Genomic DNA, 23,465 nt, shown 5'->3' on the forward strand with positions numbered 1-23,465 from the left:
CATTCTAGCTTACTCTATATAAAATGCAGAAAATTCACTTTATAATAAAGGTAGTAAAGTGAATCGATGGATATGAAGTAGGGAGTGGCTAGGATGGTTGCAGAAAAGGAACGAGTGTTGATGGATTTACAAGATGTATTTGAATATGCATTTGACGAAATTTTTGTTACAGATGATAAAGGAATCGTTGTGCGTGTAAATAGTATGTGTGAAAGACATTACCAACTCTCTGCTAAGGAATTAGTAGGAAAGCATGTAAAAGAACTACAGAAAGAAGGAATTTTTTATCCGTCTGCAACATTAGAAGTAATTGAAAAGAAAAGGCCAGTTGAACTTGTTCAAACAACAAAATCAGGAGAGTATTTGCATGTTCGTACAAGACCTGTTTTTGATGATGAAGGAAATTTAAGAAGAGTGATTAGTTATTCTCGTGATCTTACAGAACTCTATCAATTACGTCAAAAGGTAGAGGAGATGGATAATCAGTTAAAAACATATAAAAAAGAATTAAGAGAAACATATGAACACGAAGGTCTTATTTTTAAAAGTAGCGCTATGCAAAAAATAGTCGAAACAATAAAAAAAGTATCTGTAGTAGATAGTACAGTTCTCGTTTTAGGTGAGACTGGAGTGGGTAAAAGCCGATTAGTACGTCATTTGCATGAAGTAAGTCACCGGAAGAATGAAAATTTCTATGAAATTAATTGTGCGGCATTACCGACAAATTTAATTGAATCAGAGCTTTTTGGATATTCAGGTGGTTCTTTCACAGGTGCAAATCGTGAAGGGAAAAAGGGGCTATTAGAATCAGCGCATAAAGGAACTCTTTTCTTAGATGAAATTGGTGAAATGCCGCTTGAAATTCAAGCGAAGCTTTTGCAAGTATTGCAAGAAAAAACGTTTCGTCCTATAGGCGGAAGAGAGTTAAAAAAGGTGGACGTTAGAATTGTAGCGGCAACAAATAGAGATTTAAGTACGATGGTGAAACAAGGAACATTCCGGAAAGATTTATACTATCGTCTGAATGTCATTCCAATTTCAATTCCGCCACTTCGGGAGAGAACAGAAGACATTTTGCCGCTCATTTATCATTATTTACAGCATTTTAATAAAAAGTACGGACGTGATGTGAAGTTAGCTCCTAGTACGTTGCAAATGTTTGTAGGGTACCCTTGGGAAGGAAATAATAGAGAGATTGAAAATGTAATTGAACGAATTGTTATCACTGCTGATGATTTTGTAACGGTAGAAGATTTGCCACTATCTATGCAAGAGGCAACAGTTGAACAATCCGGACAAAGTCTTTATAGAATGCTGGAAGAGGTAGAGAGAAATATTATTCTTAAAGCGTATAAAACGTATGGATCAAGTTATAAAGTGGCTGAGTTTTTGCAAATAAGTCAATCTGCTGCTACTAGGAAAATTAAGAAGTTTATAGAGGAGGAAGAAAACATTGGATAAAAAAGCGACGTTCGTAAACTTAGAGAAAAAAGCGATGTATATAAATGGTGAGTGGATTACACTGCAAGAACAAATCGAAGTAAATAATCCAGCGACAAAGGAAGTATTTGCAACGGTACCAAAGGGCGGGATTACAGAGGCAAAGCAAGCAGTTGATGCTGCACATGAGGCTTTTAAATTATGGTCAAAATTAACGGCAGCGGATCGTGCAGTAAAGTTAAAAAAGTGGTTCACACTCATTGATGAAAATAAAGAAGAAATTGCAGCAATCATGACGAGAGAGCAAGGGAAGCCGTTTGCAGAAGCACTTGGTGAAGTGAATTATGCAAATAGTTTTGTTGAATGGTACGCAGAAGAAGGAAAGAGAATATACGGTGAAATGATTCCTGCTTCTCATCCGAATAAGCGCATTTTAGTTATGAAGCAACCAGTTGGGGTTATGGCAGCTATTACACCGTGGAACTTCCCAGCCGCTATGATTACGAGAAAGGTAGCACCGGCGCTTGCAGCAGGTTGTACGGCAGTTGTGAAACCAGCGAGTCAAACGCCATTAACTGCATTGAAATTAGTTGAATTAGCACATGAAGCAGACATTCCAAAAGGTGTAATAAATATTGTAACAGGTAGTGCAAAAGCAATTGCTGATACGTGGATGGAAGATGAGCGTGTCCGAAAAGTTTCCTTTACAGGATCAACTGAAATTGGGAAAGAATTAATGGCTAGCGCTGCACAAACGATGAAAAAGGTTTCACTTGAGTTAGGTGGTCATGCTCCATTTATTGTTATGAATGATGCTGATTTAGATAAGGCGGTAGAAGCGGTAATCGGTTCGAAATTCCGTAACGCAGGACAAACGTGTATATGTACAAACCGCGTCTTCGTTCAAGAAGAAGTGTACGAAGAATTTGCAGGAAAGTTCACAAAAGCTGTAGAGCAGCTTAAAGTTGGAGACGGATTCGGCGAAGGAACAACTGTAGGGCCACTTATTGATGCGAATGCAATTTCGAAAGTACAAGAACATATTGAAGATGCAATTCAAAAGGGTGGAGAAGTTTTATACGGTGGCCATAAATTTACAGAGTTAGATGGATATTTCATTCAGCCGACAGTAATTGGGTTGGCAAATGACACGATGCTTTGTATGAATGAAGAAACATTTGGACCGGTTGCACCAGTTGCGAAATTTAAAACGGTTGAAGAAGTAATCGAACGTGCAAATAATACACCATATGGCTTGGCTGCTTATATTTTCACAAGAGATATTAGTCAGGCATTCCAAATTAGCGAAGCATTAGAGTACGGAATTATCGGCTTAAATGATGGACTTCCATCAGTTGCACAGGCACCATTTGGTGGCTTTAAAGAAAGTGGTATCGGCCGTGAAGGAGGCCATTTCGGTATCGAGGAATATTTAGAAATTAAATATATTTCGTTAGGGCTATAAGTAGTATACTAGAATCTCTATAAGGTAACAGAGAAGGAGATTCTAGTATGGTATATTGGCTATTATTACTCGTAACAATTATTTTTGAAGTAGCTGGAACGATTGCGATGAAATTATCGAACGGTTTAACAAAGCTTGTTCCAAGTGTCCTTATTTTCGTTTTTTATGGTATTTGCTTCAGTATCTTTGCTATCGTTGTAAAGAAGATTAACTTAAGTATTGCTTATGCGATCTGGTCCGGCCTAGGGACACTACTTATTACAATTATTAGTGTGTACTTCTTTAAAGAGCATATTAACTTATTCCAAGCGTGTTGTATTCTCTTTATTGTTCTAGGAGTAATTGGACTTAAGGTGTCATCGGCATCATGAAAGCTATCTTTTGTAGAAGATAGCTTTTTTCTTTGTCACAATTTATATCAGCGATTTTTGAAATATATTGATGTGCCGGAAAAAACGACATAATAAGAGGAGGCTGCCCATTGGGGTAGCCTCCTCTTATATTAAAACGCCCAGTTACCTTTACGGAAAATCGGCTCATGTCTTCCATCAGCTGTAATACCGTCGATATCAAGCTCAGCTGATCCGATCATGAAGTCGTTGTGTGTAATACTAGCGTTTGCACCATTTTCAGCAAGTTCTTCTTTAGACATTGTTTTTCCGCCAACTAAGTTAAATGCATAAGCGCTTCCGATTGCAAGGTGGCAAGATGCGTTTTCATCAAATAGCGTATTGTAGAATAAAATATTTGTGTTTGAAATTGGTGAGTCATGAGGCACTAAAGCTACTTCTCCTAAGAAGTGAGAGCCTTCATCTGTTTCTACTAAATGTTTTAAAGCTTCTTCACCAGATTCAGCTTTGTAGTCTACGATACGTCCGTTTTCAAATGTTAACGTGAAGTGATCGATAATGTTACCTGCAAATGCTAACGGTTTTGTGCTAGACACTTGGCCGTTCACACCTGTTTTAAGTGGCATTGTAAATACTTCTTCAGTTGGGATATTAGCCATAAATGGTACGTTCTTTTCATTTAGGCTACCAGCACCAGCCCATATATGCTTTTCTGGAAGTTCGATCGTTAAGTCTGTTCCAGGACCTGTATAATGAAGAGCTTTATAATGCTTTTCGTTTAAGTAATCAACTTTTGTATGTAGCGTTTCATCATGTTCTTTCCATGCTTCCACAGGATTCTCTAAATCAGCGCGAGTAGCTTTGAAGATAGCATCCCATAGTTTAGCTTCTTGTTCCTCTGGTGCTACATCAGGGAATACTTTCGCAGCCCATTCTTTCGTAGGAACAGAAATAACACACCAGCTTACTTTGTCCGCTTGTACGTAATCACGGTATACTTTCATCGCTTCACCGGCTACTTTATGAGCAGTTGCGATACGTGTTGCTTCTACACCTTTTAATAAATCAGGATTTTCTGCATAAATAGACATAAATGCAGCGCCTTCTTTTGCTAATTCTTCACGAGCATGCGCTTTCCAAGAAGGAAATTCAGAGAAAGCTTCTTCAGGAGCTAGATCGAACTTTAAGCGTGTTAACGTCTCATCATTCCAATCAACATATACGTGTTTTGCACCAGATTTATATGCTTTTTCTGTAACGAGGCGTACAAACTGTACAGCCTCAAGAGGTGCACTAATTGATAAAGTTTGTCCGGGTTGAATATTAACACCAACATTGACTGCAAGAGCAGCATATTTCTCTAACGTTTGTTCAAATGACATATGTATAATCTCCTTTAGTTTGAAAGATTTCTTACTATATATAATACAAGAAAATTCTAAAAATATATATAAATATAAAGTAAAAAGAGAGCTCAAAATGTATTGAGCTCTCACATTTATTTAATGGAAGAGGCGAATTGCTCCACAGTAGTTGTGTGGTGTATACGGACACGTTTCATTTTTAACAACTCATCCGGTTCACCTTTCGTAATGAATTGTCCAGGCTTCGTTGTCGTTGCAAATTGATAGTATTTCTTTGTTTCTGCGACAACTTTATCGTCTACATGACCGAATGGATAAGCAATTGCGATAACAGGCTTACCTGTTATTTTTTCGAGCTTCTCTTTCGATCCTTTTAATTCTTCTTCATAGTTTGTAATTTTCGGCAAGTCTGCATGTGTTGCTGTGTGAGATTGTACAGAGAAAATGCAGGAACCAACCATTTCTTTTATTTCAGATGTAGAAAGAGCTCCTTCTACATCAACATTATCAACAATCATATATTCTGTTGCCGCTGGTTTAAATGTATCGTCTTTTAGTTTTTGTAAAACATGAAACGCATTCATATTATTTTTCATACCGTCATCAAATGTAACGAAAATCGGCTTGTTTACTTTATTAATATCGCCCCAGCGTTCAAACGTTAACAATGTATAACCATTTTCTTTTAAATATTTCATTTGTGCTTCAAAGTTAGCTGGAGATACGAATAAATCTTTAATACCTTGTCCGTGGTAATCATCAATTGCATGATACATAAGAACAGGAATTTTTTGCTCGAAAGTTATAGTAGACTTTGTAAGCGGAATAGTTTTCCCATCCTCTTTTATCCCTAATGCTTCAATTTGATATTCCCCACGTTTTCCTTCAAATTCCTTTATATCAAAAGGAATAGTGAATTGTTTCTCCTTTTCCTTAGAAGAAAAAGATTTAGTATTTTCTTTTCCATCAGCAGTGCGCCAAATTTTATATTGTACTTCGGTTAAAGAATCCTTTATGTCCGTAATATGAATATTTACGTTTGTAGATTCGTGCGTAATTGGATTATAAGAAATTTTACCTTGTTCTTGCACGGTCTCTTCTTGTTTCTTAACTTCTTGAACCTTTTTCTCTTTTTTAGGTTCTGGACTTACATTGCTAGTACTACATCCTGCTAGAATGGCAGATGTACATAAAGCAATTGCTGCGTATTTTTTCATGAAATCACCTTCTATTGTGTATTATGGTGCATGCTTACATTAAAATCCCCACCGCTATAAGAGTGGTGGGGATATACCCTTGTTCATCATATCATTTGAAGAAAATGAGGGGAATATGATTTTTAGGAGGAGCTATTAGAGCGAAAGATTAGTGACCTTGAATAGAGGTATTCTTTCGTTTCTTATTAGAATTGATAATAATATAACCGACTACAAAAATAAGAGGAATAATGAAGACATAGATCGGCATTCCCCATACATAATAACTTTTCATGCTTAAAACTAGTAAATGTAAGAAGTCGAAAAGAGCGTGGGCTTTCATAGTATCCTCCAATGTGTTTTTTTACAAATTATAACATTTTACATTTGTAATTTGTATATTTTGGTAAATGATTTAAGCTAATTTTAAAGTAAGAGGAAGGTTTATTAATATGCAATTTTGCATATTTAGAGTAGTTTCTATTAAAATATCAGGATTTTAAACTATAATAAGAAACGCTATAAATGAAAGTAATACTGATGTACGGAGTGGAGAACAGAAATGAAATATAAAAAAATAGTATATATTCTGCTCATATCGTTATTCATAGTCGGTTGTCAAAGTGAAGTGAGTAAGGCGAATAGTGTGGAAGAGTATATTCCAAAGCATCTGATGAACGCGGAAGTTACGGCGGATATTATGACGATTGAGATGGATCGTGATACCCGTAAAAAAGTAGAGGTTATTACTAAAAAAATGAGTGATCATGTAAAAAATGATAAAGAGTGGTATGTAAACTACATATCGGGGCATATAGATAAGCAGGTGAAGCCTTATCATCCGAATTTTGGTGTTACGGAAGAAGAATATAATTTTTTTAGGAACGCTGTTGAGAATAGTAGTTTATCTAATACAAGTGATGGAAAGCTGCAATTTAAACAAAAAAGTAACCATGAGATAGAAATTGTTTCAAGTAAAAATCTAGAGCTATTTCAGCATATAGTAATTGATACAGAGAAAAATATAATAAAAACTTCTTTTGGAGAATGTCAGTATGTTGGAGAAATAAAACCATCTTCAGAAAAAAGAATATTAGGTCCATTGAATGGAAAGCAATGGATGTTACAAAAAGAAGATTTAATCTATTTATTTTCCTTAGGTAAGCTTGAAGGAGAGGATAAATCTATTATTGATATTTCAGTAAAAGGTATACACGAAGGAAAACTTATTAGTAAAGAGGAAGTAGTTGAATTTCGTTCAGTTTCATAAAGAATCCAAAAAAATCACCTTACTTAAACAAGTAAGGTGATTTTTTATTAAATAAACAATCCAGCGATTGTCGCAGATAAAATAGACGCAAGTGTTGATGCAAATAGCATTTTCCAACCGAATTTTGATACGATGCTTCCTTGCTTTTCAGAAAGGGCACGGATTGTACCAACGATTGCCCCAATTTGGCTAATACTTGCGAAGCTAATTAAGAATACAGTAACGATTCCAACTGTACGTGGGTCTAATGTTGCAGCAGCGCCTTTTAAATCAAGGATTGCTACGAATTCATTTAAGACAATCTTCGTACCCATAATACCACCAGCTGGGATAATATCATGAACTGGGATACCCATTAAGAATGCGAATGGGGCAAGTATATAACCGAAGATTTGTTGTAAAGTAACAGCATATCCCATTGCACCCGAAGCAGCGCTAATTACGTAGTTTACAACTTCCATAACACCGATAAAGGCGATCATTAATGCGGCAACGATACCAGCTACTTTTAAACCATCAAGCGCACCGTTAATCATTGCACCGATAAAGCTGTCTCCGAATAGAGTTCTATCAAATTTTTGAATCACTTCATCTTCTTTTTTCGTATCAACTGGTGTTAATAACGAACAAACGATTAAGCTTGAGAATAAGTTTAGTGGAAGAGCTGCTAGTACATATTTCGCATCTAACATCATTACGTATGATGCTGTAACAGAAGCAGAAACTGAACTCATCGCAGAACAACAAATGATAAACATACGGTTTTTATTAAAATGCTGTAAATCGTTTTTAATAACGATTAACGCTTCACTTGAACCGAAGAATACAGAGTTTACTGCGTGGAATGATTCAACACGTGGTAAACCAGTAATTTTTGAAAGTGCACCGCCGATAACGCGAACGATGAATGGTAAAACACCTAAATAACTAAAGATAGAAAGTAGTGCTGAGAAAAATACGATAATTAATAATACATTTAAGAAAAAGACAAAATCTCTTTGAATTCCATTAAAGAGAAAATCGACACCTGTCGTACCAAGTTTAATTAGTTTGTTGAAAACTTTACCAATGAAAACAATGATTTGTTGACCAATCTTTGTGCCAAACATAAACCAACCGATTAAAATTTGAAAACCAATCATAATAGCAATTGCACGGAAGTTGATTTTACTTTTGTTGTTTGACAAAGCAAAACATAAACCTAAAACGACAAGAATGCCGATAATGCTCATTACATATTGCATGTAGTTGCCCCTTTCAGAAGTTCGTATAAAGTTTGTACATAAAACGCTCGTTATATTACTAAAAATAAAACAAAGAGGTTTTATGTCATACGTAAGATGTCTGACCTTTTAGAAAAATGAAAATAAAAAAAGACCCATATGGATTCACTTTCATCTATGAGAGAAAGCTAATCAATATGAGTCCTTTTTTGCGCATAGGCTAATATTCATTAGTTTTCCCCATAGTCCAGCAATTTAAGGTTGCCGGGTAGAAACTCTCGATCCATATTATCAAGTATATATGAGGTAACATCGTCCGTATTAAATTAGTAGTAGCGTAACATTACTAGAGAACTATCGTCAATAGCTTTTTTTCTTCCAATAGAAATAGACCATATAAGTATGATAAAATGTAACGCAGTGTTATGAAAAAGAGAGGTCGGAAAATGAGTACAAAAATGACGCCACCAGTTGAAAAAAACGAGTTTATAGATGTAGTATTTGAAGATTTAACACATGATGGTGCCGGTGTTGCGAAAGTAAAAGGCTATCCTATTTTCGTTAAAAACGGATTACCAGGTGAAGAAGCGCAAATTAAAATTATTAAAGTGAAGAAAAACTTCGCGTTTGGTCGTTTAATGAAGCTTCATCAAGAAAGTCCATATCGTAAAGATGCAGAATGCCCAGTGTACAATGAGTGCGGCGGTTGCCAGCTTCAGCACTTAACATATGAAGGACAATTACAAGCGAAAGAAAAACAAGTACGCGACGTTATGCAGCGCATCGGAGGACTAAACGATGTTCCTGTTCATCCTGTACTTGGTATGAAAACCCCGTGGGTATACCGCAATAAAGCACAAGTACCAATTGGGGAACGTGAAGGCGGACTTGTAGCTGGCTTCTATCGTCAAGGAACGCATGACATCATTAATATGGAATCATGCTTAATTCAGGCGGAAGAAAACGATACATTAATTCAAGAAGTAAAACGTATTTGTGAGAAACATGGTATCTCGGCGTACAACGAAGAGCGTAACAAAGGAACACTTCGCCACGTAATGGCTCGCTACGGACAAGTAACAGGGGAAATTATGCTTGTCTTTATTACACGCACAGCTGAACTACCAAACAAAAAAGCAATCATTGAAGAAATTGCTGCGAAATTCCCAGAAGTAAAATCAATTGTTCAAAACGTAAACCCGAAGCGTACAAACGTAATCTTCGGAGACACAACGACAGTACTGTACGGATCAGAATATATTTATGACTTTATCGGTGACATTAAATTTGCGATTTCGGCACGTTCATTCTATCAAGTAAACCCAGAACAAACGAAAGTACTATACGATAAAACGTTAGAATACGCAAAGTTAGACGGTAACGAAACAGTAATCGATGCCTATTGCGGAATCGGATCAATCTCCTTATTCCTAGCGCAAAAAGCAAAAAAAGTGTACGGCGTTGAAATCGTCCCAGAAGCAATTGAAGACGCAAACCGTAACGCAGCACTAAACAACATGACAAACGCTGAATTTGGCGTAGGAGAAGCAGAAGTAGTCATTCCAAAATGGTACAAAGAAGGCGTAATTGCTGACACAATGGTCGTAGATCCACCGCGTAAAGGCTGTGACGAAGCACTACTAAACACAATCATCGACATGAAGCCAAAACGCGTCGTATACGTATCATGTAACCCAGCAACATTAGCACGTGATTTAAAAGTACTAGAAGAAGGCGGATATAAAACGCAGGAAGTACAACCTGTTGATATGTTCCCGCATACGACTCATGTAGAGTGTGTGGCTTGGCTTAAGTTGGTATAATAAAAAAGCAGTTGATATAGAAAAAATCTATACCATCTGCTTTTTGGTTTATAAAAATACCATTTAGAAACGATTTTAGTTAAAATAAATATTGCTGATTTTCAAAAATTATAAATTGAGAGTTTGAAATTGTATTCATAGTGAGAGGATTTGAATTTGAAATGATAGATAATTTTTGGCGTGATTTACCACGACCATTTTTCGTACTTGCACCAATGGAAGATGTGACAGACGTTGTTTTCCGTCACGTAGTAAGTGAAGCTGGTTGTCCAGATGTATTCTTCACAGAGTTTACAAACTCGGATAGCTATTGTCATCCAGAAGGTATGAAAAGTGTACGTGGTCGTTTAATTTTTACAGAAGATGAACAACCAATTGTGGCACATATTTGGGGAGACAATCCTGAATATTTCCGTCAAATGAGTATTGGCATGGCAGAGCTAGGATTTAAAGGAATCGATATTAATATGGGCTGCCCAGTACCAAATGTAGCATCGAGAGGAAAAGGTAGTGGCCTTATTCTACGTCCAGATGTTGCAGCAGAACTTATTCAAGCAGCAAAAGCGGGCGGACTACCTGTCAGCGTAAAAACACGACTTGGCTTTAAAGAGTTAAGTGAGTGGGAAGATTGGTTAACGCATATTTTCAAACAAGACATTGCGAACCTTTCTATTCATTTACGTACAAGAGAAGAAATGAGCCAAGTAGACGCGCATTGGGAGCTAATTCCAGAAATTAAAAAATTACGTGACCGTATCGCACCAAATACATTAATAACAATCAATGGAGACATTCCTGACCGTCAAACTGGAATGGAACTTGCCGAAAAATACGGCATTGATGGCGTAATGATCGGACGAGGCATCTTCAAAAATCCATTTGCCTTTGAAAAAGAGCCAAGAGAACATAGTAGTAAAGAACATCTTGATCTTCTAAGACTACAACTTGATCTTCAAGATCAATATGCAGAAGTACTGCCACGCTCAATTACAGGGCTTCATCGCTTCTTCAAAATTTATGTAAAAGGCTTCCCTGGAGCTGCTGAACTACGAAATCAATTGATGAGCACGAAATCGACTGATGAAGTGCGTGCGTTGCTTGATAAGTTTGAGGCTAGTGTTGATAAGGATGGAGATAGTGAAACATTGTAACTTTTGAAAGTTAGCGGGATGGGGTATAGCGATTTAATTAGTGTTTGTTTCATTTTAATTAAGGTGAACCGTATCATAAGTAAGTGATGTATTCTATGTAAAACAAGGGTAAGCAAAGAATACAGGAGAAAATGGTTGGTCTTGATTTTCACTGATATTATCATGTTTATTTTATCCCGCTATTTGCCGGGTAGTAAAACTCCCACCTCAAAATTCAGCTAGTGCAAAGAAGTTAGGTGGGAGTCGTGCTACCCGTAAAAGCCCGATTGGTGAGGGCTGATTAAAGTTTTACTTTATTATGCCTATAATTGGAGGCTATGTGAATGTTAAGTGATCAGACGAGATATTCTAGGCTCGCGAATATAACAAAAATAATAAATACAAAATTAGAACTACGTGAAGTATTGCAGCGTGTAACAATGGCGATATCAGAGGAGATTGTTAGGTGCAACGCTGTTGGAATTTATTTACCCCAGGAAGATGGAACATTTAGAGGGTTTGCAGGAAAACCAGAGACCATAAATGGCGTAACGCTCGATACTCAGGTAATTGATCCTGAAATAGACTTACTGGCAAAAGAGGTTATTGAAACCCAAAAAACCATCTATATCCCTGATACCTCAAAGGATCATCGACCAGATCCGAGACCAGTTGATGCGTTCAAAATTAAATCCTTATTAGCTCTGCCTATCTCATTTGGGCAGGAGTTATTTGGTCTGGTTTTTTTATTTGATTATGGAGCTCCAATGAACTTAACAGATTCAGAAATTCAAAGTGTTGAAGCGTATGTAAATATGGCTGCGGTCGCAATTCAAAACGCAAATAATTTAACACAAAAGGAAAACCTTATTGCCGAGAAGCAGCTGTTACTAAATGTTACCCGTGATTTATCAATGTGTTCCTCGATACAGGAGAGTTTTGATAAATGTTTTTTTTACCTAGGACAGATTTTAGAGAGTAAAAACATGGGCGTCCACCTTTTAGACCCGCTAGACAAAACAACGATTAAAACAACGAAGTTAAGCAAGGACTGCAATTGGACAGAAGCGGATTGGATGGAGAAAAGCTATGAAGCCAAGATCCAAGAGGTTATTCAAACAAAAAATATAGATAGTAAGGGTCTACTGATGATTCCATTGGTTTCAATGGGAGGAGTATTAGGGGTAATCGTCGTTGGCAAAGAGGGAAAAACTCACAATTACGATAATTCCAAAATTCAACTGGCAAAATCTATCGTTGATGCCACAGCTCCTACGTTATCAAACTTGTTATATATGGATCAATTGGAAAGCATGGTGGAAGAGCGAACGAGAGAACTAGCTGCTGCTAATGAAAAAGTTACAAGTGTGATTGAAAGTATTACGGATGGATTCTTTACTTTGAATAATAAATGGGAATTTACGTACGTAAATAAGCATCAATATTTTCCACAAAGAAAAACAGCAAAAGATGTATTAGGCAAGAATGTATGGGAAATTTTCCGGAGTAGCGTCGACACAGTTATGTATAAGGAATTTCATCGTGCAATGTCAGAGCGAACTACAGTTCATTTCGAATTTCTTTCTACCTCTGATGAATATTGGCACGAGGTTATTGCATACCCGTATGATGATGGTATTTGTTGTATTTTTAAAAACATAACGGAAAAAAAGCAATATGAGCAGGAATTGAAAAGGTTATCCAACATAGAGTTAATAGGGCAAATGGCAGCAGGTATCAGTCATGAGATTAGAAATCCAATGACAGCAGTACGGGGATTTTTGCAGTTATTAAAAGAAGAGAACACCTATGAGAAACATAATAAGTACTTTAAATTAATGATTGAAGAACTTGATCGTGCCAATTCTATTATTACTGAATTTCTCTCAATGGGTAATACAAGGAAATCAGATTTGCAGATGTTAGATTTAAATGTAATTATTCACGACATTATTCCTTTAATAAAGGTTGATACGTATAATCAAAATAAATATATTCAAGTTGATACAAATGACATTCCGGAATTACTTTTAAACCGTAATGAGATACGGCAATTATTAATAAACTTATATCGTAATGGCTTAGAAGCGATGAGCACAAGGAAAGTACTAACCATTAGCACTTACAAGGAAGGTCAAAATTGTGTGGTGCTTGCAGTGCGAGATCAAGGAAAAGGTATCAAGCCTGAAGTATTAGAGAAACTGGGTACTCCATTTTATACAACCAAAGATAATGGAACTGGATTGGGGTTAGGCATATGTTATGCCATTGCTGCCCGTCATAATGCAAAAATAGAAATTCAAACAGGATCGGAAGGCACAATCTTTTTTGTTAAATTTAATTATATAAATAATAAACAATAACCTCGTTTAGATTAGTTAAGGTGAACCGTATCACAAATTTAGAGTTGTATAAAAAGAAATGGACTAACCTATATCAGGTTAGTCCATTTTCAAGTGTGTTAATTAATTGTAAATCCCCATCCGTAATTTCGTACGATTATCCCATCCTTTTTTGCTTTATTAATATCATCTTCAAAGGAAGGAGTTATCCTATTGCCAACTAAAATACCTTTTACGGTATTTGATTTTAATTCTTCTTTACATAGTTTGATATCTTTTATAAGCGCGAATTCTTCGACCACATAATATGCGGTTATATAGAGCTTGTTATGTATTGTTTTATGAAAGGATAGAAAATCTCCCTTTTGTACTTTTAAGTATCAGATCCTGACTCTCCATATGTATATTCTGTTAGCATTGGATCCTCATGTCCGAAGTTTCATTCAGCATCTTTATAACCAATTAGATAATTCAATATTGATTCACTCCCATATTAACTCTAGTAGCATTATAATTCGATTGGGCTTAAATGGATAATTCAAAGTGCCTAAACAACATATGTTGCTGTTTTAAAATCATCCCCAAAAGTATATTAATCCACCTAAGACTACAAAACCTCCCCCTAAAATGTTAAAGTAGTAACTTAACGACATTAATTTACACATGCTAAAAGCATTATTATAATCAACATTTCAGGAGGAAAAACAATGGCAATGAGCAACAACGATATATTAAAAAGAGTAAGATATGCTTTAGATATAAGAGATATAGATATGGTGGAAATCTTTAAACTTGGCGGGATGGAAGTAACGAAAGAAGATGTAGTTGATATGCTTACAAAAATAAAGAGAGCGCCGCAACATGAAGTTGAAAATGACGATGTAATCGAAGATGAGTACGTACTAACATGCGATATGATGATGTTAGAGGCATTTTTAAATGGATTTATTACTTTAAAAAGAGGAAAGCAAGATCCGAAACCAGGACAACCGGCACCTGTACAGAGCAAGGAGAGTGCCAATAACCTTCTTTTAAAGAAAATGAAAATTGCACTTTCATTAACGAGTGAAGATGTACTTGATATATTAGATAGCGTAGGCGTTACGGTAACAAAAGGAGAGTTAGGCGCTCTGTTAAGAAAAAAAGGCCATAAAAATTACAAAGAGTGTGGCGATAGATACGCAAGGAATTTCATTAAGGGATTAGGTGTAAAGTATAGAGGATAATAAGTTCGTTAAAGCAGTAAATGATATAATAGATAGAGTAGGACGTTCGTATCCTACTCTTTTTTATTTGTAAAAATAATATGCTAGGTGATGAAATGGTACATACATATTTAGGTGAGACAATTAATTTTCATATAACTTATAAGAAGAAAAAGTCCGTGCGTCTTTTTGTAGATTCGTATGGAAATGTGGAAGTGCAGGCTCCAAAAGGTACACCTGTTGAATACTTAGTCCAGTTGCTAGAGGAGAAATGGGATTGGATTCAGAAAACACGTAAGGAAATGCAAGAGAGAATGCGTGGTCCACAGGAAAAGGCTTATGATCAAGGAGAGGGGTTTCTGTATTTAGGAAACACGTATCCGATACAGATTTCTCAGGATATAAGTATTGAGCAAGACAATGCGATTTTTGAAGGAGATAAGCTCCACATTTATGTGAAAGAGCTTAAGGATGAGAAAATACAGCAAGCTTTAAAACGATTTTACTATAAGCAGTGCAAGGCGTTAGTAGAGAAGAGTATTAAAGCACATCAAAATAACTTTAAAACAAAACCGCGTTCTATTCGTATTACAGATAGTAGCCGTACATGGGGAACTTGTGATTCGAACTTGCAGTTAACGTTTAATTGGAAGCTAGCAATGGCACCACAGCAGGTAATTGACTATGTAGTTGTTCATGAAATGTGTCATATGGTCCATTTAAATCATGATCGATCTTTTTGGCGTCTTGTCGGGAAGATAATGCCTGATTATAAGGAAATGGAAAACTGGTTAGCGTTATCGAGTTGGAAGATGACGGTTTAGTAATGTGGATTATATAGGTTGCGATTATTGTCAATCTTTGTCGGTAAGTCGATATATTTCAAAAATCGCTGATATATTTGGAGTTACGGTCGATATATTTCAAAAATCGCTGATATATTTGAAGTTGTGGTCGACATATTTTAAAAATCGCTGATATATTTGAAGTTGTGGTCGATATATTCAAAAAATCGCTCATATAATTTCATTTACCAAGGTACAGTTCATCAAAAGAGAAGAGGAGGTCGCCATTCAAATTTTTGAATAGGTGACATCCTTTTCTTTTTGTATATAAATTATCGTCCAAACTTCACAATGAAAGTATCGTTTGTTTTCTCCATCTCATACCCGCGATACCCCTCCGAAAGTAACGATTGCTTTTCACTAACATCACTCATCGGAACATCTTTAATATCCGTCCAATTGCTTTCTTTATCCCCGCGCAACTCCTTCACAAAAACATATCGCATACTCCCGCCGTACTTCTCCTTCAGCGCAGCAATCTCCATTCCTTGCGCAAACTTATCTTTTAAACTCGGAATGTTAAAAGGCGCAACTGTGCAGCAAACGTAATCGTATTTGCTGTCTTCTTTTTGTAATTCACCCATTATAACTGCCGCTAATATTTTTTGCATACCATTTCCGCGACAGTTCGGATGAACGTTTGAGATTTCTTGATAGATAACGCGGTGTAGTTCACTTTCTAATAGGCCAATATCAAGCCCTAAATGTTCATCATCGATAGGAGGAACGAGTAGGGCACGAAATGCGATGAGCTCGTTTTCTATAAAGGCACCAATCATCATGCCATTTCCTTCTAGAATGTATTGAAATTCTTCTAGCGAGAGTGGTTGTAAACGACCTTTATCCTCTAGCGCTTCAACTACAACGTTTTGTAATGATAAAATTTGTTCTATATGTTCTAAAGATAGTAATGTAACGTGAAATGGATCGTTGTTTTGTTTTAATGTTCCTTCGTAAAGAATCGTCATGTGTTAGTCCTCCTTTAGCGTACAACGTCTTGAAAGACGGTTAATTCTTGTAATGTATTTTCGTTTATTTCAATGCCGAGTCCTGGTTTTTCGTTTAAGCGAATAAATGGTACATCGTAATGTAGGTTTCCGATGTCTTTCGTGAATTTTAATGGACCTGTAAGTTCGACACTAGTAATGATTTTTTTTGAGAAAGCGACATGGAATCCTGCGGAAGAGGCAACAGATGATTCGACCATCGATCCAACTTGGCATTCAATGCCTGCCATTTCAGCTTGATGAGCGAGTTTTACAGCTGGATATATGCCACCGCATTTCATTAGTTTTATATTCACTTTATCAGCTGCGTCTAATTTAATAATTTGGCGCATTTCACGAGAGCCTTTTAATCCTTCATCAATCATGAGCGGAAGGTCTGTTTTAGAACGAATATGGGCCATTGCGTCAATATCGTCTGCTACTACAGGTTGTTCAATCCAGTCAATGTTTAAATGTCCTAATGAACGAAGTGCTGTTAATGTGTTTGCGCTATTTTTCCAACCTTGGTTTACATCGACGCGAATCGCGATATCATTTCCTACACGTTCGCGTACAGCTTCAATTCTCGCTACATCTTCTTTTACATTCGTACCGACTTTCATTTTGAAAGATTGGTAACCTTTTTGAATCATCAAAGCAGCTTCTTCAGCCATATTTTCTGGACTTGCAATACTTAAGACGTGAGTGACAGGAAACTCTTCATGGTAGCGTCCGCCAATTAATTGATATACAGGTTGATTTAGTTTTTTGCCTATTATATCAAAACAAGCGATATCAATCGCAGCTTTTGCTGTAGGAACACCGTAAATGGTATTGTCCATCATATCGTGTATTTTTTCGATATTCATTGGATTTTGTCCGATAAGAGTAGGGGCTAGTGTATGTTTTAAAGTATGGAAAGTACTTTCCCATGATTCGCCTGTAACGTGGTCATCAGCAACGCCCTCACCGTAACCAATAATGCCTTCATCTGTTTCCATTTTGACGATAATAGAAGGCATATCAGAATAAGAACCATAACTAATAACAAACGGATCGCGAAGCGGTAAACGAATTGCGTAAAGGTGAATAGCTGTAATTTTCATTGAATAAAGACCCCTTCCTGTTTACAATGGTTTTGTACATTTGATATAGTTGACGTTAAATAGTCGTTAATTGATGATAAGGAGTTAGAGAAATGATGATAAAAATTGCAGTTGTCGGTTCAAAAGAGTTTATGGAGACACTTTTACCTATTGCTCATAAACTAGAAGAAATAGAGATTGATCCATATATTTATCTTTATCCAACAGAATCTTCTGAACTATTAAAGCGTTTAAAGCCTTGTGATGTCATCTTTTTCTCAGGTGCTTTACCTTATTATATGGCAAAAGAAATAAGAGAACAATTACCAATTCCAAGTGTATATTTGCAGCAAGATGAGACAACTGTTGCATCTTCAATTCTTTCTATATTATATCATCAAGGTATTCAACCTCATAAAATTTCAATTGATTTAGTAGATCGTTCGTTTATTACAAATGTGTTCCATGATATCGGCCTGAAAGAAACTCCGCAAGTGATGGATTATGAAAATATGTTGTGGAGTAACAATGAAATTAAGAGTATCATTGATTTTCATTTAGCTAAATATCAATCTGGAGCGGCTCATTTAGCTTTAACTAGTATTCACGCTGTCTACAATGAACTTCAAAAAATAGGTATTCCTTCAGAGCGTATGATAGATCCGACGCAATCAATTATACATGGATTAAAAGATGCAAAAATAAAAGCTGAGTTAGCAAAAAGCCATTCAGCTACTGTTGGTGCTTGTATGATTTCTTCTTTAGAACTACGAAAAGATTTAATTGAACAACTAGATGTTATTTCAAAAGAATTACGTGGTTCATTCAAACAAGTTGATGACATGACTTTCATTTTGTATACAACTCGTGGTGATATCGAATCGATTATAAAAACAAATATGATAGATAACGTATTTACAAGTGTAGAAGGAGCGGTATCTATTGGATTTGGTTACGGAAAAACAGTAAATGAAGCGGAACAAAATGCAAAAATTGCTCAAGGTTTCGCAAAAAATAATCCGATAGAACGCTGTTTTTATATACTAACAAGTGATAAAGAATTATTTGGTCCGTTCCCGAAAGAACAGAGAGTACAAAGTTTAAAAAACGATAATCCTGAATTAATGAAAATAGCAAAGGAAACGAAGCTTAGTCCTGCAAACTTGTCAAAAATTATTCAATTTAGTCAGTCGCATCCATCATTGAAATTTACAGCGGCCGATCTTTCTGAGTACTTACAAGTGACTCGGCGATCGACGGAAAGGCTGTTAAAGAAATTAGTTGATTATAGGTATGCCAATATTTGCGGCGAGGAAATGCCCTATCAACAAGGGCGCCCTCGCGCAATATATGAGCTGAATTTACCATTGTATTCGTTTCAAAAATTTTAAGCTTCTAGTTGAGCTTTTTGTTTTTTCAGTAGGTCTGCTTTTTCAATATCCGATAGCTTCGTAATTGTGAGACCAGTTATGCCGTAAATGATGGAGATAATAGGTACGATGAAATTCAATATAGCATAAGGAGCATATTCGAATGCACCGACTCCAAGTGTTGCGAGTATAAATACACCACATGTATTCCAAGGTACGAAAACAGAAGTTAATGTTCCACCATCTTCTAATGCTCTGGATAAATTTTTAGAATGTAGTCCTTTTTCTGTGTATGCATTTGCATACATTCTTGAAGGAACAACAATCGAAATATATTGTTCAGAGCAAGTGAGGTTTGTTGCAAAGCAAGATGCGATAGTAGAAGCGATAAGTCCCTTTGCTGATGTCGCTAATTTTAAAATTTGATTTACAATTGAGCGAAGAATTCCAGTATGTTCTAATACTCCGCCGAAAGTCATAGCGACAATTGTCATAGAAACTGTATTCATCATCGAATCTAAGCCACCGCGGTTAAATAGTTCGTCTACTAGCTTGTTTCCAGTGTCTATGACAAATCCAGTTTGGAGTGCACCGACAGCGGCTGAGACAGAACCACCTTGAATAAAGACCTGGGATAGAAACCCTAAAATGATACCTACGAGAATAGCTGGTATAGCTGGTACTTTTTTAGCGACCAATACCATAACGACTACAGGTATGATTAATAGGAAAGGTGAAATAACAAAGTTTTGTTGCAATACTTGTAATGTTTGATCGATGCTTTTTGCATCAATATTGTTATCGCCGAACCCTCTTCCTAAGAACGCATAGACGATAAGAGTAATAATTAAACCTGGGATTGTAGTATATAACATATGACGGATATGCACGAATAAATCTGTATTTGTTAATCCTGCGGCTAAGTTCGTCGTGTCTGAAAGCGGTGACATTTTATCGCCGAAATAAGAGCCTGAAATAATGGCACCAGCAACCATTGGGGCTGGGATTCCCATACTTAGGCCAATACCCATTCCAGCAACACCAATTGTTCCCATTGTAGACCAGGAGCTACCAATCGCTAACGCAACGATAGAACAAATCACGGTAATTGAAACTAAAAATAGTGATGGAGTTAAAAGTTCTAAACCGTAATAAATCATTGTTGCGACGATTCCACCGCCAATCCAAGCACCGATCGTTAAACCTACAAGAATAATGATAACGATAGCGGGTAATGCGAGGCGAATTCCTTTATACATTGCTTCTTCAAGATCGTTCCATTTGTAGCCATAGCGCCAAGCGACGATAGAAGCAACGGTTGTACCGATAATAAGTGGGACGTGAGGGCTTTGTTTTAATACAACAATTGTAACCATCATAACTGCAACTGTAATGATAATAGGGATTATTGCTACGCCAAAAGGTATTTCTTTTTTCATAAACTGCCTCCTCATTATGTATGTTTGTATTTTTTTGAATTGTCGCAAAATAGACGTTTATTAAGTTATAATAACTAAAAATATATGTAAGCGTCAATAAAAAACAGAAAATAACGAATGTTCTTTCTGTATAAGGTGAGTGGAAATGAGTTATTAATAGCGCTTGAAAATAAATAATTGACTTTTTTCTTAAAATTCAATATGTTCATAAAAACATCTGTTTTTCATAAGTATAATTAACCTGAATGGTTTGTAATTTGGGAAGGAGAATGAAACGTTGAAAACATTAGAACTACAAGAGCGTTTAACGGAAATTTTTCAGCATTTACACGAAAACCCTGAAGTGAGTTGGAAAGAGTATGAAACGACAGCGTATATTACTAATTTTTTAAAAGAAGAAGGAATTTCATATAAAATATTTGATGATTGCCCAGGCGTGATTGCTGAAATAGGAAGCGGTAATCCAGTTATCGCGATTCGTGCTGATATGGATGCACTTTGGCAAGAAGTAGACGGGGAGTTTAAAGCAAACCATTCGTGTGGTCACGATGCTCATATGACAATTGTGATGGGCCTTATTTTACAACTGAAAAATATGAGATGGGATAGCGGTACTGTTAGATTTATTTTTCAGCCGGCAGAGGAAAAAGGAAATGGTTCTTTAAAGATGGTAGAGAAGGGCGCCGTGGATGATGCAGATTTCTTATTTGGTGTTCATTTAAGGCCGATTGAAGAACTGCCTTTGAAACAAGCTGCACCGTCTATTCGTCACGGAGCAGCAGGGTTTTTAGAAGGTATGATTCACGGAGATGATGCACATGGGGCACGCCCGCATCAAGGGATAAATGCAATTGATGTCATTTCTATGATTAATATCGGTTTGAAGAATATATGGCTACCACCACAGACCTCGTATTCAGTTAAGATGACGAGGTGCCAAGCTGGTGGTGATAATCTAAATATCATTCCAGGTAACGGACATTTTAGTTTAGATGTAAGAGCAGAAAATAACATATTACTAAATGAATTAAAGAAAAAAATAGAGCAAGTAATTCAATCAGCTGAATCGATGGGATCTAAAGTTTCTTATGAGTGGATCGATCTTGCACCAGGAGCAGAGGTTTCAGAAGAGGCAGAGCGCTTTATGCGAAAAGGCATTCTTGCAGTGTACGGGGAAGAGGGATGTACGGGACCACTGTATACAACAGGAAGCGATGATTTCCATTACTACACAGTGAAGAGACCACATTTAAAAGCTGTCATGCTAGGACTAGGGGCAAACCTACAACCTGGATTACACCATCCGTATATGAAGTTTGACCATTCTTGCATAATGGATGGAGTAGAAATATTGAAACAAACTGTATTGAAAGTATTAGAAAACAGGGGCTAGAGAGCTCCTGTTTTTTTGTAGGAATTTGTCGTTAAGTCGATATATTCGATTTAGCGACAATATAATTTCACGTATCAATTAATTTGATGAAAAATTCTCCTCCAGTACGTGGTGTATAATAATAGTAATATTTCTTAATAGGAGCAAACGAATGAACGAACAATATTACGATGCTGTATTAAATATAAAAACAGTCGGAGAGCAAAAAGGATTTAATAAGTCTATGCATTACCATCGTTATGAACCGACGCCATATAGCGGATTAGATGAGTTATTGAACCAATACGAAATTAAAAGTAGCGACCGAATTGTAGACTTTGGATGCGGAAAAGGGCGGCTAAACTTTTACATGCATCATAAGTGCGCTGCTTCAGCAGTTGGAATTGAGATGAATGAAGAGCTTTATAAAGAAGCGACGGAAAACCTTGAGCGTTATGCAAGAAAGGTGAGGAACAGTAAAGATAAAATTCAATTTGAGTGCTGTTTAGCACAAGAATATGAGATTGATCCGCGTGATAATCGGTTTTATTTCTTCAATCCATTTTCTGTACAAGTATTTATGAACGTAGTGAATAACATTTTGCTTTCGGTAGAAGAAACAGAGAGAGAAGTGGATATTATTTTATACTATCCTTCGGAGGATTATATTTTCTTCTTAGAGAATCAGACTGCATTTGAGCTGAAGAAGGAAGTAAGGTTACCGGGTGCTTATGAGAAGAATGGGAATGAGAGGTTTTTAGTGTATAGATTGGAGTGTTAATGTATGGGTGCTTGGGGAGTAGCGATATTATCAGACGATATTGCTGAAGATATTAAGTTACTGTATAAGGATTTGTTAGCAAATGAATATTCAAATGAGGAAGCAAGTAGGATTGTAATTGAGGAATACAAGAATGAATTAGATGATGAAGAAACTATTGTTTTTTGGTTAGTATTTCCTTCCATACAATGGAAGTTAGGGAGACTTCAAGAGAATGTTAAGCAGGAGGCATTGCAAATAATAGAGAGTGGTGCAGATTTAGCCCGCTGGGAAGAAGAACCTAAATTACAGAAGAAACGTGAAGTAGTTTTAAATAAACTAAGAGAACAGTTACATTCTCCGCAGCCAGAAGCTAAAAAAGTGCCGAAGAGATTTATAGCTAATACTTCTTTAAAAGCAGGTGATGCTGTTAGTTATGAATTAGTATCAGGGAGTTATATTATTCTTAAAGTCATTGAGATTATTGAGGAATGGCACGGAGATCGGTATCCGCTATTTGAAATATGTGACTGGGAAGGCGAAGAAGTGCCTTCCAAGGAACAAATTAACCAATTCGGTTTAAAGAAAAGGATTTATGAAGATGGAAAGCAAGAAATGATGAAACTCGCTATTTATCCTTCAGGAAAAAGAGATAACCCAACTAAGAGAATGCAAGTAGTAGCAGAAAATGTAAAAGTAGTATTGAATGTAGGAACACCTTATACAGTAATGGGTTGGAAGGAACTTGATAACTATTTACATGAAATATAATAAAAAAGACGCGCTACCTATTGGTAGCG

The 23,465-nt window shown here is 36.3% G+C and carries 20 protein-coding genes and 1 riboswitch; of the genes, 13 read left to right on the forward strand and 7 right to left on the reverse strand.

Going from position 1 to position 23,465, the window contains the following annotated elements; translation table 11 throughout:
* Positions 1 to 93 precede the first annotated feature (93 nt).
* Genes BAU27_RS22850 through BAU27_RS22860 form a run of 3 tightly spaced genes read left to right on the forward strand, consistent with a single transcriptional unit; the run spans position 94 to position 3,276 of the window.
* Positions 94 to 1,461: a sigma-54 interaction domain-containing protein gene (locus tag BAU27_RS22850; RefSeq protein ID WP_071747213.1), complete on the forward strand. Its 1,368-nt coding sequence runs from the start codon at positions 94 to 96 to the stop codon at positions 1,459 to 1,461.
* On the forward strand, positions 1,454 to 2,905 hold the full coding sequence (gabD, locus tag BAU27_RS22855) for an NADP-dependent succinate-semialdehyde dehydrogenase (RefSeq protein WP_071772036.1): 1,452 nt from the start codon (positions 1,454 to 1,456) through the stop codon (positions 2,903 to 2,905). Before BAU27_RS22850 ends, gabD begins: the two co-directional genes overlap by 8 nt.
* A gap of 47 nt (positions 2,906 to 2,952) precedes the next feature.
* Positions 2,953 to 3,276, forward strand: a complete 324-nt coding sequence (locus BAU27_RS22860; protein WP_071772037.1) for a DMT family transporter — start codon at positions 2,953 to 2,955, stop codon at positions 3,274 to 3,276.
* A gap of 131 nt (positions 3,277 to 3,407) precedes the next feature.
* Here BAU27_RS22860 and BAU27_RS22865 read toward each other — a convergent pair whose 3' ends face one another.
* The 3 genes from BAU27_RS22865 to BAU27_RS32415 all read right to left on the reverse strand — a co-directional run bounded on the left by BAU27_RS22865 (position 3,408) and on the right by BAU27_RS32415 (position 6,158).
* On the reverse strand, positions 3,408 to 4,637 hold the full coding sequence (locus BAU27_RS22865) for an aminopeptidase (protein WP_071772038.1): 1,230 nt from the start codon (positions 4,635 to 4,637) through the stop codon (positions 3,408 to 3,410).
* A gap of 116 nt (positions 4,638 to 4,753) precedes the next feature.
* Complete coding sequence (locus tag BAU27_RS22870; protein WP_071772039.1) at positions 4,754 to 5,836, reverse strand: polysaccharide deacetylase family protein; 1,083 nt, start codon at positions 5,834 to 5,836, stop codon at positions 4,754 to 4,756.
* A gap of 148 nt (positions 5,837 to 5,984) precedes the next feature.
* Complete coding sequence (locus BAU27_RS32415; RefSeq protein ID WP_165616077.1) at positions 5,985 to 6,158, reverse strand: hypothetical protein; 174 nt, start codon at positions 6,156 to 6,158, stop codon at positions 5,985 to 5,987.
* Between the two features lie 219 nt (positions 6,159 to 6,377).
* Here BAU27_RS32415 and BAU27_RS22875 point away from each other — a divergent pair, with 219 nt between their 5' ends.
* Complete coding sequence (locus BAU27_RS22875) at positions 6,378 to 7,085, forward strand: hypothetical protein (protein WP_071747218.1); 708 nt, start codon at positions 6,378 to 6,380, stop codon at positions 7,083 to 7,085.
* A gap of 47 nt (positions 7,086 to 7,132) precedes the next feature.
* Here the strand turns inward: BAU27_RS22875 and BAU27_RS22880 are convergent, their stop codons facing one another.
* The gene (locus BAU27_RS22880; protein WP_071747219.1) at positions 7,133 to 8,329 is read right to left on the reverse strand and encodes a NupC/NupG family nucleoside CNT transporter; all 1,197 of its coding nucleotides are present in this window, start codon (positions 8,327 to 8,329) and stop codon (positions 7,133 to 7,135) included.
* 202 nt (positions 8,330 to 8,531) lie between these two features.
* A riboswitch (purine riboswitch) is annotated at positions 8,532 to 8,633 on the reverse strand.
* Between the two features lie 121 nt (positions 8,634 to 8,754).
* On the opposite strand from BAU27_RS22880, the gene rlmD reads away from it, so the two are divergent.
* The 5 genes from rlmD to BAU27_RS22905 all read left to right on the forward strand — a co-directional run bounded on the left by rlmD (position 8,755) and on the right by BAU27_RS22905 (position 15,632).
* Positions 8,755 to 10,131 carry a 23S rRNA (uracil(1939)-C(5))-methyltransferase RlmD gene (gene rlmD, locus BAU27_RS22885; protein WP_071772040.1) on the forward strand — a complete coding sequence of 459 codons (1,377 nt, stop codon included), beginning with the start codon at positions 8,755 to 8,757 and terminating at the stop codon, positions 10,129 to 10,131.
* Positions 10,132 to 10,292: 161 nt separating this feature from the next.
* Positions 10,293 to 11,282 carry a tRNA dihydrouridine synthase gene (locus BAU27_RS22890; RefSeq protein ID WP_071747221.1) on the forward strand — a complete coding sequence of 330 codons (990 nt, stop codon included), beginning with the start codon at positions 10,293 to 10,295 and terminating at the stop codon, positions 11,280 to 11,282.
* Positions 11,283 to 11,605: 323 nt separating this feature from the next.
* Positions 11,606 to 13,624 (forward strand): GAF domain-containing sensor histidine kinase, encoded by a 2,019-nt coding sequence (locus tag BAU27_RS22895; protein WP_071747222.1) that lies wholly within the window; start codon positions 11,606 to 11,608, stop codon positions 13,622 to 13,624.
* 686 nt (positions 13,625 to 14,310) lie between these two features.
* The gene (locus BAU27_RS22900; protein ID WP_071772041.1) at positions 14,311 to 14,829 is read left to right on the forward strand and encodes a YehS family protein; all 519 of its coding nucleotides are present in this window, start codon (positions 14,311 to 14,313) and stop codon (positions 14,827 to 14,829) included.
* A gap of 95 nt (positions 14,830 to 14,924) precedes the next feature.
* The gene (locus tag BAU27_RS22905) at positions 14,925 to 15,632 is read left to right on the forward strand and encodes a M48 family metallopeptidase (RefSeq protein WP_071772042.1); all 708 of its coding nucleotides are present in this window, start codon (positions 14,925 to 14,927) and stop codon (positions 15,630 to 15,632) included.
* 293 nt (positions 15,633 to 15,925) lie between these two features.
* On the opposite strand, the gene BAU27_RS22910 is transcribed toward BAU27_RS22905, so the two are convergent.
* Together BAU27_RS22910 and BAU27_RS22915 are read right to left on the reverse strand one after the other, a co-directional pair.
* A complete protein-coding gene (locus tag BAU27_RS22910) occupies positions 15,926 to 16,621 on the reverse strand; it encodes an N-acetyltransferase (RefSeq protein ID WP_071772043.1) in 696 nt (231 codons plus the stop codon).
* A gap of 14 nt (positions 16,622 to 16,635) precedes the next feature.
* Positions 16,636 to 17,745, reverse strand: coding sequence for a mandelate racemase/muconate lactonizing enzyme family protein (locus tag BAU27_RS22915; protein ID WP_071772044.1), 1,110 nt, complete (start codon positions 17,743 to 17,745; stop codon positions 16,636 to 16,638).
* A gap of 92 nt (positions 17,746 to 17,837) precedes the next feature.
* On the opposite strand from BAU27_RS22915, the gene BAU27_RS22920 reads away from it, so the two are divergent.
* Positions 17,838 to 19,115, forward strand: a complete 1,278-nt coding sequence (locus BAU27_RS22920; RefSeq protein WP_071772045.1) for a transcriptional regulator — start codon at positions 17,838 to 17,840, stop codon at positions 19,113 to 19,115.
* Here BAU27_RS22920 and nhaC read toward each other — a convergent pair.
* Positions 19,112 to 20,533: a Na+/H+ antiporter NhaC gene (nhaC, locus tag BAU27_RS22925; protein ID WP_071747228.1), complete on the reverse strand. Its 1,422-nt coding sequence runs from the start codon at positions 20,531 to 20,533 to the stop codon at positions 19,112 to 19,114. The two genes, BAU27_RS22920 and nhaC, sit on opposite strands and share 4 nt — an antisense overlap.
* Before the next feature lie 277 nt (positions 20,534 to 20,810).
* Here nhaC and BAU27_RS22930 point away from each other — a divergent pair, with 277 nt between their 5' ends.
* The 3 genes from BAU27_RS22930 (at position 20,811) to BAU27_RS22940 (ending at position 23,436) form a co-directional block, all read left to right on the forward strand.
* Complete coding sequence (locus BAU27_RS22930; protein ID WP_071772046.1) at positions 20,811 to 21,926, forward strand: M20 peptidase aminoacylase family protein; 1,116 nt, start codon at positions 20,811 to 20,813, stop codon at positions 21,924 to 21,926.
* Positions 21,927 to 22,077: 151 nt separating this feature from the next.
* Positions 22,078 to 22,686, forward strand: a complete 609-nt coding sequence (locus BAU27_RS22935) for an SAM-dependent methyltransferase (RefSeq protein WP_071772047.1) — start codon at positions 22,078 to 22,080, stop codon at positions 22,684 to 22,686.
* A gap of 3 nt (positions 22,687 to 22,689) precedes the next feature.
* Positions 22,690 to 23,436 (forward strand): hypothetical protein, encoded by a 747-nt coding sequence (locus tag BAU27_RS22940; RefSeq protein WP_071772048.1) that lies wholly within the window; start codon positions 22,690 to 22,692, stop codon positions 23,434 to 23,436.
* Positions 23,437 to 23,465: the final 29 nt, after the last annotated feature.

Origin of the sequence: Bacillus sp. NH11B (genome assembly GCF_001884205.1) — a bacterium.
GTDB classification, from domain to species: domain Bacteria; phylum Bacillota; class Bacilli; order Bacillales; family Bacillaceae_G; genus Bacillus_A; species Bacillus_A proteolyticus.

Bases quoted from the DNA above. Each gene is read 5' to 3' on its own strand.
- BAU27_RS22850 (WP_071747213.1), top strand. From the start codon at position 94: ATGGTTGCAGAAAAGGAACGAGTGTTGATGGATTTACAAGATGTATTT.
- BAU27_RS22860 (WP_071772037.1), top strand. From the start codon at position 2,953: ATGGTATATTGGCTATTATTACTCGTAACAATTATTTTTGAAGTAGCT.
- BAU27_RS22865 (WP_071772038.1), bottom strand. From the start codon at position 4,637: ATGTCATTTGAACAAACGTTAGAGAAATATGCTGCTCTTGCAGTCAAT.
- BAU27_RS22870 (WP_071772039.1), bottom strand. From the start codon at position 5,836: ATGAAAAAATACGCAGCAATTGCTTTATGTACATCTGCCATTCTAGCA.
- BAU27_RS32415 (WP_165616077.1), bottom strand. From the start codon at position 6,158: ATGAAAGCCCACGCTCTTTTCGACTTCTTACATTTACTAGTTTTAAGC.
- BAU27_RS22875 (WP_071747218.1), top strand. From the start codon at position 6,378: ATGAAATATAAAAAAATAGTATATATTCTGCTCATATCGTTATTCATA.
- BAU27_RS22880 (WP_071747219.1), bottom strand. From the start codon at position 8,329: ATGCAATATGTAATGAGCATTATCGGCATTCTTGTCGTTTTAGGTTTA.
- rlmD (WP_071772040.1), top strand. From the start codon at position 8,755: ATGAGTACAAAAATGACGCCACCAGTTGAAAAAAACGAGTTTATAGAT.
- BAU27_RS22890 (WP_071747221.1), top strand. From the start codon at position 10,293: ATGATAGATAATTTTTGGCGTGATTTACCACGACCATTTTTCGTACTT.
- BAU27_RS22895 (WP_071747222.1), top strand. From the start codon at position 11,606: ATGTTAAGTGATCAGACGAGATATTCTAGGCTCGCGAATATAACAAAA.
- BAU27_RS22900 (WP_071772041.1), top strand. From the start codon at position 14,311: ATGGCAATGAGCAACAACGATATATTAAAAAGAGTAAGATATGCTTTA.
- BAU27_RS22905 (WP_071772042.1), top strand. From the start codon at position 14,925: ATGGTACATACATATTTAGGTGAGACAATTAATTTTCATATAACTTAT.
- BAU27_RS22910 (WP_071772043.1), bottom strand. From the start codon at position 16,621: ATGACGATTCTTTACGAAGGAACATTAAAACAAAACAACGATCCATTT.
- BAU27_RS22915 (WP_071772044.1), bottom strand. From the start codon at position 17,745: ATGAAAATTACAGCTATTCACCTTTACGCAATTCGTTTACCGCTTCGC.
- BAU27_RS22920 (WP_071772045.1), top strand. From the start codon at position 17,838: ATGATGATAAAAATTGCAGTTGTCGGTTCAAAAGAGTTTATGGAGACA.
- nhaC (WP_071747228.1), bottom strand. From the start codon at position 20,533: ATGAAAAAAGAAATACCTTTTGGCGTAGCAATAATCCCTATTATCATT.
- BAU27_RS22935 (WP_071772047.1), top strand. From the start codon at position 22,078: ATGAACGAACAATATTACGATGCTGTATTAAATATAAAAACAGTCGGA.
- BAU27_RS22940 (WP_071772048.1), top strand. From the start codon at position 22,690: ATGGGTGCTTGGGGAGTAGCGATATTATCAGACGATATTGCTGAAGAT.